14 protein-coding genes are annotated in these 13,134 nt (G+C 60.8%); 5 read left to right on the top strand and 9 right to left on the bottom strand.

Going from position 1 to position 13,134, the window contains the following annotated elements; translation table 11 throughout:
* Positions 1-1,169: 1,169 nt before the first annotated feature.
* Positions 1,170-2,069 (bottom strand): LysR family transcriptional regulator, encoded by a 900-nt coding sequence (locus tag JQ600_RS21305; RefSeq protein ID WP_212262191.1) that lies wholly within the window; start codon positions 2,067-2,069, stop codon positions 1,170-1,172.
* Positions 2,070-2,172: 103 nt separating this feature from the next.
* Between JQ600_RS21305 and JQ600_RS21300 the strand changes: the two genes are divergently transcribed.
* Together JQ600_RS21300 and JQ600_RS21295 are read left to right on the top strand one after the other, a co-directional pair.
* The gene (locus JQ600_RS21300; protein WP_212038241.1) at positions 2,173-2,586 is read left to right on the top strand and encodes a GFA family protein; all 414 of its coding nucleotides are present in this window, start codon (positions 2,173-2,175) and stop codon (positions 2,584-2,586) included.
* A gap of 204 nt (positions 2,587-2,790) precedes the next feature.
* A complete protein-coding gene (locus JQ600_RS21295) occupies positions 2,791-3,792 on the top strand; it encodes a nitronate monooxygenase family protein (protein ID WP_212389643.1) in 1,002 nt (333 codons plus the stop codon).
* 140 nt (positions 3,793-3,932) lie between these two features.
* Here the strand turns inward: JQ600_RS21295 and JQ600_RS21290 are convergent, their stop codons facing one another.
* The 3 genes from JQ600_RS21290 to JQ600_RS21280 form a co-directional block, all read right to left on the bottom strand.
* A complete protein-coding gene (locus JQ600_RS21290) occupies positions 3,933-4,553 on the bottom strand; it encodes a glutathione S-transferase family protein (protein ID WP_212490082.1) in 621 nt (206 codons plus the stop codon).
* Entirely contained in the window at positions 4,553-4,696 is a 144-nt protein-coding gene (locus JQ600_RS21285) for a hypothetical protein (RefSeq protein ID WP_212262183.1), read from the bottom strand. The genes JQ600_RS21290 and JQ600_RS21285 overlap by 1 nt, the downstream gene beginning before the upstream one ends.
* Positions 4,697-5,155: 459 nt before the next feature.
* Positions 5,156-5,389 (bottom strand): DUF1127 domain-containing protein, encoded by a 234-nt coding sequence (locus JQ600_RS21280; protein ID WP_212262180.1) that lies wholly within the window; start codon positions 5,387-5,389, stop codon positions 5,156-5,158.
* A gap of 138 nt (positions 5,390-5,527) precedes the next feature.
* Here JQ600_RS21280 and JQ600_RS21275 point away from each other — a divergent pair, with 138 nt between their 5' ends.
* Together JQ600_RS21275 and JQ600_RS37605 are read left to right on the top strand one after the other, a co-directional pair.
* Positions 5,528-7,090, top strand: a complete 1,563-nt coding sequence (locus JQ600_RS21275; RefSeq protein WP_212490081.1) for a winged helix-turn-helix domain-containing protein — start codon at positions 5,528-5,530, stop codon at positions 7,088-7,090.
* A 221-nt stretch (positions 7,091-7,311) separates the two neighbouring features.
* Positions 7,312-7,791, top strand: a complete 480-nt coding sequence (locus JQ600_RS37605; protein WP_212390202.1) for a GFA family protein — start codon at positions 7,312-7,314, stop codon at positions 7,789-7,791.
* 359 nt (positions 7,792-8,150) lie between these two features.
* Here JQ600_RS37605 and JQ600_RS21265 read toward each other — a convergent pair whose 3' ends face one another.
* The 4 genes from JQ600_RS21265 to JQ600_RS21250 all read right to left on the bottom strand — a co-directional run bounded on the left by JQ600_RS21265 (position 8,151) and on the right by JQ600_RS21250 (position 12,254).
* Entirely contained in the window at positions 8,151-8,351 is a 201-nt protein-coding gene (locus JQ600_RS21265) for a hypothetical protein (protein WP_212262172.1), read from the bottom strand.
* Between the two features lie 221 nt (positions 8,352-8,572).
* Positions 8,573-9,013, bottom strand: a complete 441-nt coding sequence (locus tag JQ600_RS21260; RefSeq protein ID WP_212389647.1) for a lipocalin-like domain-containing protein — start codon at positions 9,011-9,013, stop codon at positions 8,573-8,575.
* A gap of 440 nt (positions 9,014-9,453) precedes the next feature.
* On the bottom strand, positions 9,454-9,693 hold the full coding sequence (locus JQ600_RS21255; RefSeq protein WP_212262166.1) for a hypothetical protein: 240 nt from the start codon (positions 9,691-9,693) through the stop codon (positions 9,454-9,456).
* A gap of 116 nt (positions 9,694-9,809) precedes the next feature.
* Positions 9,810-12,254, bottom strand: a complete 2,445-nt coding sequence (locus tag JQ600_RS21250) for a heavy metal translocating P-type ATPase (protein ID WP_212389648.1) — start codon at positions 12,252-12,254, stop codon at positions 9,810-9,812.
* A gap of 50 nt (positions 12,255-12,304) precedes the next feature.
* On the opposite strand from JQ600_RS21250, the gene JQ600_RS21245 reads away from it, so the two are divergent.
* Entirely contained in the window at positions 12,305-12,580 is a 276-nt protein-coding gene (locus tag JQ600_RS21245) for a metal-sensitive transcriptional regulator (RefSeq protein ID WP_192739747.1), read from the top strand.
* A 12-nt stretch (positions 12,581-12,592) separates the two neighbouring features.
* On the opposite strand, the gene JQ600_RS21240 is transcribed toward JQ600_RS21245, so the two are convergent.
* Positions 12,593-13,024 (bottom strand): hypothetical protein, encoded by a 432-nt coding sequence (locus JQ600_RS21240; RefSeq protein WP_212262160.1) that lies wholly within the window; start codon positions 13,022-13,024, stop codon positions 12,593-12,595.
* Positions 13,025-13,134: the final 110 nt, after the last annotated feature.

The raw sequence follows: 13,134 nt of genomic DNA, 5'->3' as shown, positions 1-13,134 counted from the left end.
GAAAGACTTGACGCCGTTACGGGCGCCAGGACCACACGCTTTCGCCGTACGCTTCAGCCGCGACCGTCAATCGCAACGTCAGCGTCCACCGCGACCCGTCCCTCGTCGTGACGATGGCCAACGCCCCTCTGAGTGGGACGGGATGGCTATTGATGTGCCCGTGATTTGGGGTGGAAGGAAAGGGAAATATTTGTGATTTACAGAAACTTTGTACTTGACATGATTTCCGTAAATCAGAAGTGATTTGCCCGTCGCGCTAATTTGTCGCGGCCTGTCCCTATCGATTCCGCATGTGCTCCCCGGGATCACGCGGCGCCGCGTGACCGTTGCAATCGACGGATGGGTCAAGGCTTCGCGCTTCAGCGGTCGTCTTCGTCAGTCCTTCGCGCCGACGATCTCCGACTGGGCCAACGATCAGCACACACAAGCCGGCAAAAAGCTGGGCCGCGGTCGCGATCATTTCCGTGTGGAAGGCGCGAAGCTGTTCCCGCCGCCGACAGAGCCGGACCCGCAACGAGGACGAAGCCTATCGGCTGTGGGCGCTCAAGCAGCGGGGCAAGTGAGGCCACGGAACGTCTTGGTTCACCCGCGCGCCTTTAACTCCCCTGGCGATTTGCGTGCGAGGTATTCGCGTAAGAGCCGATCCATCGCAAGCTGAGGCTCACTGTTTGGTTGAGACGGCGCTACGTTCGCAATTTTTCCTGAGCCTTCGCAGGAGAGATTTTCGGTCGTGATTGGTGGCTTGCTGCCGGAGCTATAGATTGAAGCGCCAGAAGACATAATCTCTTCCCAAGCGAGTGTGATGCCGCGAAACGCCCGGACCGAACGTGAAATAGACTGAAGGTCTCCACAATTGGATCAAAGGACATTGTCCTAAGGTACACTGTTTCATTGACGCACCACCTCGTGTACCGAGCGGCACAAAATTAAGCCGGGATTGCGCGAGGGCAAATATCCTCAAACGTCGCAGTCGCGCGGTCCCGGCGCAAAGTCGCGCCCTCCACAGGACCCGGACAACCGTTGGAGGTCCCCGTTAATGTCTGCTGTCACAGCAAAAGCTGACATCGGTCTGGACCGCGCGGAGATGAGAAAATGACCCAAAGCGGACTCGCGTGCCGTTTGGGTTGATTTTCGGAACAACGAGGAAAGCTCATCCGAGCCCATTTCGATCACGGGAATTTTGCAACCGCAGCCAATCGACTGCGCAGCCAGCGATGGGCTTTATCCCTGTCGTTGCGCGGATGCCAAACGGCAATCACTTCGAAACCGGGGACCTGGAAAGGAAGCTCGCGCACGAACAGCCGCTTGTTGTTCTGACCCAGCAGGCGAGATGGAACGAGTGCCACAAGATCGTCCGTCTGCAATATCTCCGGAATGAGCAGGAAGGTTGACAGGGAATAGCGGACCTTGCGCCGTTGCTGAAGCCGCGCAAACGCCTGATCGCCCTCGAACGATCCGCCCGTTGGCGACACCACAACGTGATCGTAATCGCATAAGCGCTCGACCGTCATGGCCGCATTGCCCGCGAGCGGATGCTGACGGCGAACCGCGACGACATAGCGGTCGCGATAAAGCAGCCGTGACGGCAGATCGGACATCGCAAACTGAGCCGCAGTGATCGCCAGGTCGATCTGTCCGCGTGCGAGGGCGTCGCCGAGGCCCTCGATAATCGGTGGCACGATGGCCAGCCGGATCTGTCTCGCCTCGCTTCTGAGCGCCTTTACGAACGGGGTGAGAACGGCGTGCTGCATATAGTCGTTGCTCGAGACCCTGAAGGTAACCTCGGCATGGACCGGATCGAATGCATTGCGTGCGACGAGATGCCGGCTGTCATCGAGCAACTGTTTCAATGGAACGGCCAGCGCCTGTGCCCGCGGGGTCGCCAGCAGGCCGCGCTGGGTGCGTACGAACAGGGGATCGCCAAACAAGTCGCGGAGACGCATCAACATGCCGCTGACCGTCGGCTGGGTGTAACCTAGCCGCGCGGCTGCTCGCGTAACATTTCCTTCTTCGAGCAGTGCGTCGAGCACGACGAGCAGGTTGAGGTCAACTTTCCTGATATTGGCCATGGCAATATTAGAACCATAATATTGCGATTTGAGCAATGTCAGGCCGCTTGGTAGTCTTGTTGCACGGATTTGCGCTCGGGAGTGAACAGCAGGGAGAGATGCGATGCCGACGATCGAGGGAGGGTGCCTCTGCGGTGCCGTACGCTACCGTTCTGACGCCGAGCCGCTGATGCAGGTGGTCTGCCATTGCGAGACCTGCCGCAAGAACTCGGGCTCCGCTTTCTCGATGAACGTCGCGGTGCCGCAGGACACGCTCCGCATCGAAAGTGGCAGTCCGCGCCGCTACGAGGATCATAGCGGCGCGAGCGGCAAGGCGTTCTACCGGTTCTTCTGTGGCGATTGCGGCTCCCACGTCTACAGCCACGGCGCGGCATACGGCGCCATCGTGTTCGTCAAGGCCGGCACGCTCGACGACTCGAACTGGCTCGCACCCAACCTGCATATCTGGTGCGCCGAAAAACTGCCTTGGGTCGGTATTCCCGAGGGCGCCACCGAAGTACCCGCGAACCCGGGCTGAGCAGGAAAGCAATTTCCCCCATCGAACCAGCGAAACCGATCAACTCGTCTTCATCGTCGTCTGCCATCCCGCGCCATTGGCTAGAGTATCTGCGCGTGCGCTTTGGTCGCTAATGGCATTTTTCGAACGTGCCGAGCACGTTAACTCGGGCAGTATTGCCCTACGTTTGGTCCAGAATGCGCATTTTGCTGATGGAGTGACCTAATGATTACGGCAGGTTGTGAACGGCTTGGCATCGAAGTTCCAATAATTCAAGCGCCCATGGGTGGGGCAGTCGGCCCCGCCCTCGCTGCTGCCGTTAGCAACGCTGGCGGCCTCGGTACACTTGCGCTGTGGGGGGCGGACGTACCGAGATTGCGTCAGCTGGTCCGCGAAACGCGCGCTCTCACGACTAAGCCGTTCGCCGTCAATCTGAACCTGGAGTTTCCGCAAGAAGAGCGCCTTGACGCCTGTTTGGAGGAGGGCGTGCCGGTTATCTCCTTCTTCTGGCGCGATCCTTCAGACCTTGTGGCCCGCGCAAAGTCTGGTGGTGCCACAGTGCTCCACACCGTCAGCACGGCTGCAGAAGCGCGGCACGCGGTAGCGAGCGGGGTTGACGCCGTTGTCGCACAAGGATGGGAAGCCGGGGGTCATGTGCGTGGTAAGGTCGCAACGATGCCACTCATTCCCGCAGTGGTCGATGCGGTCGGACCGGTTCCCGTCTTTGCAGCGGGGGGTATTGCCGACGGCCGCGGGCTTGCCGCTGCCCTGGCACTTGGCGCTTCGGGGGCATGGATCGGGACCCGTTTTCTTGCGAGCAATGAGGTCGCCATTCATCCGCGCTATCGCGAGCGAATTTTGCAGGCCACCGAAGACGATACCGTTTATCTCGAAGAACTGTTCGACATCGGCTGGCCTAACGCACCTCATCGTGTATTGCGCAATAGTACTGTCGCTGCGTGGGAAGCCGCCGGACGTCCGGCAACGGGCAAGCGCCCGGGTGAGGGTGATGTGGTGGCTACTTCGAAATCACGCGGGCCGATTGTGCGCTATCGATCGTACACGCCCGGTACTGATGCCGAGGGGGATATAGATGCGTTGTCGCTCTGGGCTGGCCAGAGTGCTGCCCTTGTTCACAAGCGACAACCCGCAGCAGAGATCGTGCGCGAGATTGCTAGCGAAGCTCAAGCTATCTTGTTTGGATTAGCTCGGCAGCTGAGAAACTGATCGTCAAGGCATATGTCTGTTCCTGGCACTTCTGAGACATGATAAGGCACGCGACCGGAGTCCGCCTTTAACATCGGAAGCGGACCTCTCTACTCAAGTCAGCGTAAAGGCCGCCTTTTAAATTCCGGGCCCCGCAAAGGCTAGGGAACGGCCGCGGCGCGCTGGAACGCTGGCCGCGCAAGCAGGCGATCACGATAGGCCGTGGCGCGGGGACCGAGCAGCGAGGCGAAGTCGGGCTTTCCCATGGTGTTGAGCGGATAGCCAACCGAAATGTCAGCAAGCGTCATCCGCCCCGCCACCAGGAAGTCACGACCCTCCAGCCGCTGCTCGAGTAGCTTTGCCCGCATCGAGAGCGAGTGGCGAGCATCAGCCAGCACGGCATCGATGCCGGTCTGCATCTCCGGCGTCCTGTTCCGGATGCGGCGGACGCGCGCGATCGCGGAGAGCGGCGCCTGCAGAGTTGCCTCGCCGTACAACAGCCATTGCACGAACTCCGGCCGCTCCGGCTCGTCCGGCGCCACGACCAGGTCGGAACCATGCCGGGCCGCCAGGTATTCGCAGATCGCCAGCGATTCGTAGATCGCCCGGTCGCCGTCGATTAGGGCGGGCAGCGTGCCGGCCGGATTGATCGCGAGATACTCGGGCTCCTGCAGCCGCGGCCGAACACCCAGAGACTTCACTTCGACCGTGGCGCCGATCTCCTCCAGCGTCCACAGCACGCGGAGCGAGCGCGAGGTGGGCACGTGATAGAGCGTGGCCATCAGTCGACCCTCTCCAGCAGCCGCGCGCAGAGATAGGTGCGCGGCATCAGCGACGAATAGTAGATCTGCTCATAGGCGGCGTGCGAATAGCCGACCACATCGGCTGTAACGATTGCCGCCAATCGGCGCTGCTCACGAGCCAACAAAACTCCTCCCACTCGGTTTGTACAAGGGCTCAACCGACAGGGCAATGACGCGGCCGACGTGGCGCGTACATGTCTGCTTCTGGCAGATATTGTTGAAAAAGTCGAAAATCGAGCCACCCGAAAAATCTCGCGAAAGTTGACCTCAAGGCATCTCTGCTGCTGCATCGTTTGCCAGCGCCACTACGGAAGCACGTGATCGATTTTGGACGAAGCGATATGGTCCTGTAAGGCGCATCAGCGGCGCTAGGAATTTTCGTTCGTCACCCCAAAACGACTTTTTCAACAATATCGGCCATTTTTGGACCTCGACGCACGCAATCGCGATGTCCGCTCTACACCGATGAGCCGACTTCGTCAGTCTCGCGCGTCACTTCCGAAAAGGGCCAAAAGCCGACTTCATCGACTTTCCCCGGCAGATCTAAGGCAGCATCGCCCCGTCCGGCCAAACTAGGGCAGCTATAATGTGAAACGCGGATCGGCTGAGAGCGCCGATCGGGCGACGTAGTCGAGTTCGCCCCGTGCAATCCCGATATCCATCAACTCTCTGTCGCTCAGATCGTCCAGCGCAGCACGCAGCCTCTCGCGTTTGCGCCACTCACGAAATGCATTCCAATATGCCTCGAGGGGACTGTAAGGCTGCCGCCTCGCCGTTGCTGGTCCAAACTCACTGTTTCCGTGGATGGTGCTCATTGGAGTGTCCAGGTTGGTCTATTTCTGCCAAGCGAGATTGCCGGCACATCCCCTGGCGCGCTTAACAGTTGGCTTACATTTCCCTTACCGACAGCTTATTCTTGGGGTTTCAGAGGTGGCCGCGAGAGGGAATGCAGCTTGCGTTTTCTTTTTGAGGAGTACGCATTGGATACCGACAGGCGCGAACTGCGGCGCGCAAGGGAAGAGGTCGTTGTCACACCCCAAGTATTCGACCTGATTGAATACCTGATCCGGAACAGGGAGCGCGTCGTCAGCAAAGACGACCTCGTCAGCGCCGTTTGGAAGGGTCGCATCGTCTCGGATGCCGCGCTAACGACTCGCCTGAACGCCGCCCGGAGCGCAATCGGCGACACGGGCGAGAAACAGCTCTTGATCAAAACATTGCCGCGCAAAGGTTTCCGCTTCGTTGGCGCAGTGAAGGAAGACCGGAGGCCCGCAAATGAGACGATTGGCCTAATTGAGCGAACCGGCGAAGCGCCGCCGCGCCTGTCCATCGTCGTGCTACCCTTCGCGAACCTGAGCGGTGATCGTGAGCAGGACTATTTCGCGGACGGTATAACCGAGAGTCTGACCACGGACCTGTCGCGCATCGGTGGTTCATTTGTAATGGCACAGAACAGCGCCGTCTCATACAAGGGCAGAGCTGTCGATGTCCGCCAAGTCGGCCGCGAATTGAATGTTCGCTACGTGCTCGAAGGCTCAGTGCAACGCAGCGGCAAGCGACTTCGGATGAATGTTCAGCTGATCGATGCCAGGAGCGGCCAGCATCTTTGGGCCGAGCGCTTCGAGAAGCCTGTCGTCGACCTGTTCGATATGCAGGACGAAATCGTGTCGAGGCTCGCCGGTACATTAGGTGCCCAGCTCATCGAGGCTGAGGCGCGACGAGCCGAGCGTACGCTGCATCCCGATGCGATGGACTTGTGCTTCCAGGGCCGGGCCTGGTTGATGAAGGGGATTAGCCTTGAATGCGTGACGCAAGCGCGGGGCTTCTTCGAACGCTCGCTGGAGTTCGATCCCGGCAACGTCGAAGCAATGATTGGTCTGGCAAATGTTGATACGGTAGTGGGAGGTAGCTTTACGACGGATGATGGGCCCACGCGGCTTGCGGCGGCCGAGGCGATGGTGAACAAGGTATTGTCGATTAGGCCGAACAGTGCCTCAGCCCACATGGCTCGGGGTTGGGTCCAGACCTTTACGAACCGGGCCGCCCAAGGCATCCGTGAGTTCGAACATGCGTTGGCGCTGGCTCCGAATTTGGTCCACGCTCATGCTGCCCTTGGTTTCGCAAAATCCTACATAGGTCGCGCTACGGAGACCGAAGGCCATATACTCGAAGCTTTACGGCTCTCTCCTCGCGACGTTTTCGCCTACCAGTGGGCGTGTTTTGCGGGCGTGGCCAAGCTGCTGCTTGGTTCAGACGTCGAAGCCGTCAGTTGGCTGCGACGAAGCACCGAGGCGAACCGTAACTTTCATCTCGCTCATATATCGCTCGCCGCTGCCTTGGCCTTGACCGGCGCGCTCGATGAGGCGCGAACTGCTGCGAGAACGGGACTTGCGCTCAACTCAGGTTTCACCATTCGTCGCTTGCTCGCAGCTCAACAAAGCGACAATCCAATTTACCTTGCCGGGCTGCAGCGCTTGTGTGAAGGCTGGCGCCTCGCTGGCGTGCCGGAAGGGTGATGAGCGCTTCAGGCCGACTTCAGTGCTCTACTGCCCTACGTCGGCTTTGGGGCACTTTTCGGACCTGATGGGCCACATCGACGATGTCCGTTCTTGAAGGCGAAGCCGACCTGCCGGTTGAACGTCCGGGCTTCTCACTTTGACCCAACACGGACATTCGATGAGGTTGTGGTGACGCCTGCAGTTGGCCTACCTTCGGGTTGAGAAGCCGGGGGCGAACAATGAATGATGGCGGCAAGAGCGAAGAGCTTCACGAGGGCGGATGCTTGTGCGGCGCAGTACGATTTCGGACCGTGGGAGCCCCGATAAAGGTCACGGTTTGTCATTGCCCGCTCTGCCAACGTACCTCCGGTAGCGCATTCACTGTCGAACTGATTTTTCTTCGAAAGGCCGTAGGCTTCGAAGGTGCCCCTTCCAGCACGTACACGTATCGCTCGCCAGATCACGGACGACTGCTACACTACAACTTCTGCCCAACCTGCGGCACTCGCCTCGGCGTAACCCTGGAGCGGTTTCCCACTCTTCAGATCATTTACGCCGGCGTTTACGATGATCCATCTTGGGTAAAACCTGACTCGCACATCTTCACGCGCAGCGCCGCGGCATGGACTCTCCTTCCCGAGGATGTTGACTGCTTCAGCGCCAATATGATGGACGAACAAGGCAATCCTCAAAAGCCACTCGCGCGGAAGGTCTGGTGAGCTGCACGCGGTCAAGCTCGGCATTCCCGGCAACGTAGCCGAATGACCGCTGTTGGCACTTTCCGGACATGACTGGTCTCACTGGCAATGTCCGCTCACGGGGCGGAAGCAGCCATCAAGCATTCGCAGTTTGAGGTCTGCTTGTGGTCCATCGGCGCGCGCCGTCTATTATGGACGGATCGTACAGAAACTAAAACCGGGAATGCGCGATTGCAAGTACGCTCGCACCGGGCCGTCTCGCGGTCCCCGCATCGGATTTTCGGCCTTCACAGTACCTTTCCGCCGACTGCGCAGGTCGCCATCCTTCGACGGTCCCGCGCCGACAGTCATCACGCCGCGTCGGCCTGCACCCGGTGCGCTTACCCCTGTTGGGTCAGTTGCTGCATAATCTGTTGAAACATTTGGGCCGGATCGTTCTGACCACCCCCACCACCGCCCGTTCCTCCGCCTGTGATTTCCAGCACTTTGACCGCCACCAAGGGGAGCCGCATAAAGCCGCCAGACACCGCATCGAGTTCCTGCGCATTCAGAACGTCGCTCACATTGATTGCTTCGGTCATCACAGTTCCCCTTTGATTTAACCAGCGCGATCATCCGGGCTGGTGCGGCCACATTTAGCGACACCGCTTTTGTCGCGATGTGACGGAGATCACATAGCCAGCGCTCGCGCGCATCGCGTCATCACGACCGGCGACGACAACGCCAGCATCACGGCGCGGACGGCGACCGATTGCGGACGGCATCACGTCATCTCGACGCGGACGATGGCATGGCAAGCTGGTCACTTCGCCCGTTTGAATACCAACTCCAGTGTCACACCTGCGGGTGTGCGCGGGTTCGTGAGCTTCAGTTCCTCGTCGGTAATCGACGTGACGATCCGGCGCTGATTGGGCGCTCCGACGAAATTCGGAACCGAACTCGTCTCGATGTTGAGGTGAGCCGTCTTCGTGCTTTCGTCCAGCGTGTAAGTCCCGGTGTAGGCGACCACGCCCGACGCAACGGCCATGGCTTCCTCGGGGGACGGTCGTGCTGGATCGCCCGACGCGTACTTCGGCACCTCGGTGCGCACCGTAATGAAGTGGAAGTGGCCGTCTGCCGTGTAGGTTACCGCGCCCTGGGCACTTGGCCGCGGCACGGCGCTGCCATCCTCGCGCTTACCTGTGCTGGATACGTAAATCCACGTGCCGACGAGTTGATCCTTGAGTGACTTTCCTTGCGCCACGCTGCTGCCTGGGAAAGCAGGAATTGTGACCAACGCGATTGCACAGAGGCCAAATACGCAATGCCTGTTCATGAGACCCCCTAAAGTTGGTCCAGCCACGGTACAACAAAAGCTGGTGGCCAGACCAGTTTCCCATTCATCGCAGCGTCGCGTCTTGCAGGATCGGCGCCTAGCGGCGGCACTGGCAACCCTGGCACCGAACAAGCCGGGAGATGGGCGACACCGGCGGGCGACCGGGACCGCAGCCGAAGGCACAGGAAGGCGTACATCGCGCCGCCAGCGCAGGGCTACAGGACACCGCGCCCGCACCGGCAGCACGCATAGCAACCGTGCTTTCCAGAAGATAAGCGACAGGGGCGAGGATTGATTAGGAGCGCCGTACAGCGCGCCGCTAGCGCAGGGCTAAGGAACAATCGACGGATGGGGCAAGACTTCGCGCTTCAGTGGTCCTCTTCGTCAGTCTTTCGCGGCGAGGATTTGCGCGACGGGGCGGGTGCGCCGAGTTCCTGGCAGGGCAGTTCGGTCCACGATCCATCTGATGTCTGCTGGTAGGAATGGCAGGACGATGACGCCGGCTGCTCGCTGGTCTTCGGCGTGTCGGCATTTTTGGCAAGCCCGGGTACTGCCGCCGCGAGCAGGGCGGCTGTCGTCGCCACAAAGATCGCGTGTCCTAACCGCATGGAAATTCCCCTTTTTGAAAACAGAGTTCCTTTCGTAGCGGACATTGTGGAATTTTTTGGACAGGCGTTGCGCGCACGAAAGTTTGATTAATGATCTCCAAATCGTGCGCGCTCGTTCACAGCCGCGTGACGCGCAACCGCAGGGCATTGCCGACGACGCTGACCGACGACAGCGCCATGGCCGCGGCGGCAACGATCGGCGACAGCAGGATGCCGAAACCGGGATAGAGGATACCCGCGGCAATCGGGATGCCGGCGGCGTTGTAGATGAAGGCGAAGAACAGGTTCTGCCTGATGTTGCGCATGGTGGCCTGCGACAGTTTTCGTGCGCGGACGATGCCGCCAAGGTCACCCTTCAAGAGCGTGATGCCGGCACTTTCCATCGCCACATCGGTGCCGGTTCCCATGGCGATACCGACTTCGGCTGCCGCCAGCGCCGGGGCGTCGTTGACGCCATCGCCGGCCATGGCGACGATCCGCCCGGCCTTCTGCAGCCTGGCGACCACGGCGCTCTTCTGATCCGGAAGCACTTCGGCCTCGACGTCTGATATGCCGAGTTGCCGTGCGACCGCTTGCGCGGTGGTGTTGTTGTCGCCGGTCAGCATGATGACCTTGATGCCTTCTTCCGCCAACGCCTTCAACGCCGCTTGTGTTGAAGCCTTGACGGGATCGGCGATGGCGAACAATCCGGCAAGTTTGCCGTCCACCGCGATATTGATGACGGTGGCGCCATCGGCGCGCATGCGCTCGGCATCGGAATCCAGCGAATGGGTATCGACGCCAAGCGAACTGAGGAACTTCGAATTGCCGAGCAGAACCGATTTGCCGTCGACCTTGCCGGTCGCACCTTTGCCGGTCGGCGAGTCGAACTCCTCGACCTTGCCGAGTTCCAGTCGACGTTCCCTTGCGGATCGCACGATGGCGTCGGCGAGCGGATGCTCGCTGGCAAGCTCGACGCTGGCGGCGAGTCGCAGGATTTCGTTCTCGTCGAATCCTGAGGTCGCCACGATTGCTGTAACCTTCGGCTTGCCTTCGGTCAGTGTGCCCGTCTTGTCGACCACCAGCGTGTCGACCTTTTCCATGCGCTCCAGGGCTTCGGCGCTCTTGATCAGGACGCCGGCCTGCGCGCCACGCCCGACGCCGACCATGATCGACATCGGCGTCGCGAGGCCGAGCGCGCAGGGGCAGGCGATGATGAGCACGCTCACGGCGGCGACGAGGCCAAACGCCATGCGCGGCTCCGGCCCGAAATATGACCAGACGCCGAAGGCGATCAGCGCCACGGCGATGACCGTGGGCACAAACCAGCCCGCAACCTGATCGGCGAGCCGCTGGATCGGTGCGCGCGAGCGCTGCGCATCCGCCACCATCTTGACGATCTGGGATAGCAACGTGTCGCGGCCGACTTTCTCCGCGCGCATCACGAACCCGCCGGACTGGTTCAGCGTGCCGGCGATCGCCTTGGCTCCGGCGTCCTTGGTAACCGGCATGGATTCGCCCGTTACCAGCGACTCATCGAGCGAGGAGCGGCCTTCGAGAATGACACCATCGACCGGCACTTTTTCGCCGGGGCGGACGCGCAACATGTCGCCGACCGCGAGGCTGTCGATGTCGACTTCATGGTCGGCGCCGTCTGCACCGAGGCGGCGCGCGGTCTTCGGCGCCAGTTGTAGCAGGGCCTTGATGGCGCCCGAGGTCGCTTCTCGGGCGCGCAGCTCCAGCACCTGACCGAGCAGGACAAGCACGGTGATGACGGCAGCAGACTCGAAATAGACCGCGACCGCGCCGCCATGGCCGCGGAAGGTGGCCGGGAAAATTTGCGGGGCGATGGTGCCGATCAGGCTGTAGAGATACGCGACCCCGGTGCCAACAGCGATCAGCGTGAACATGTTGAGATTGCGCGTCAGCAGCGATTGCCAGCCGCGCACGAAGAAGGGCCAGCCGGCCCAAATGACGACAGGCGTCGCGAACGCGAGTTGAATCCAGTTTGACAGCGCCGGGTCGACGAGGCCGTGACCACCGACCAGATGCCCACCCATCTCGAGCACAATCGGTGGCACCGACAGCACGAGGCCGATCCAGAAGCGCCGCGTCATGTCGGCGAGTTCGGGGTTGGGCGGCGTATCGAGGCTCGCAACCTCCGGCTCCAGTGCCATGCCGCAGATCGGGCAACTTCCAGGCCCGACCTTCCGGATCTCGGGATGCATCGGGCAGGTGTAGATCGTGCCGTCGTCGGTGGCTTGGGGGACGGGCTTCGCCGATGATTTCTCGAGATACTTCCTTGGATCGGCGGCGAATTTGGTTTTGCAGCCCGCCGAGCAGAAGTGAAAGGTCTTCTCTCCGTGGTCGAAGCGATGTTTGCTGGTCGCGGGATCGACCGTCATTCCGCAGACGGGGTCGAGCACCTTGGCAGCGGCGTGGTGATCATGATGGCTGTGGTGCCCGTGATCTGTGCGGGCGTGATGATCGTGGCCACCGCAACACGATTTGGAAGTTGCGCCGTTCGGATTGGCCTTGGTGTCCGGGGTCTTGCTTGCCGGGTTCTTGTCGTGGTGGCTCATCGCGAATGCAGTCCCTTGCAACCCATACCCTGTAGGGGTATATAGGCCGCATGAGAAAAGACATCAAGGCATCCTGTCAAAAACGTCTGAGCCGCATCGAGGGCCAGGTCCGCGGCCTGTCCCGGATGGTGGACGAGGACCGCTACTGCATCGATATCGTGACGCAGATATCGGCGGTGCGCGCCGCGCTCCGGCGCGTCGAAGAAGAAGTGTTGAAGGATCATGTCTCGCATTGTGTCGAACACGCGATTGCGAGCGGTGACAAGACGGATCAGCGCCAGAAGATATCGGAGTTGATGGCGGTCATCGGCCGTTCTGACCGATAAGACGCGATCGCGTCACTGTCGGCGACGTGCAATCGCGCCGGCAACGGTCTGCATGGTGATTCCCAAGACCCAGCCGATCATGATCATCCAGGTCCAGGCGAGGTACGGATCGTGACGGAGCACGATCACGCACACGGAGGCAAAGGCGGCGCCCGCGGCGAGGAACGTGCCGACCGCGCTGAGCAATTCCGGCGCGTCGATCTTGCCATCCCAACGCCCGTCCGACGGCTTGCCATTGTTGTAGAAGGGACGTTGCGGGGTGTCGATGCCCAGATAGAATCCGACTGCGCCGCCGAGCATCATCAAAAGCAGGAAAGCCTGGGACGTGAACCGCGCGATGCTGGTGCCGACGAGTGCAGCCACAAACAATCCGCTTGCAGCGCCGGCCATCGCAAGGCCAAGGCGCTCCAGTACGTGTGCGGTCTTTCTGACGCGGGTTCGCATGCTGGCTCCCGCAGACTGTGAGCAGGGAGGTTAGGCCGTTTTGGTGCCGGTTGAAAGACGTCTACAAGGAGAAGTGATACGCGCCGACGGATCCGCGTAAGCGGCGGCTA

Origin of the sequence: Bradyrhizobium sp. AUGA SZCCT0176 (assembly GCF_018130145.1) — a bacterium.
In the GTDB taxonomy this organism is placed as follows: Bacteria; Pseudomonadota; Alphaproteobacteria; order Rhizobiales; family Xanthobacteraceae; genus Bradyrhizobium.
The sequence above is the reverse complement of the archived record's forward strand: the minus strand, read 5'-3'. Positions and strand labels throughout refer to the sequence as shown.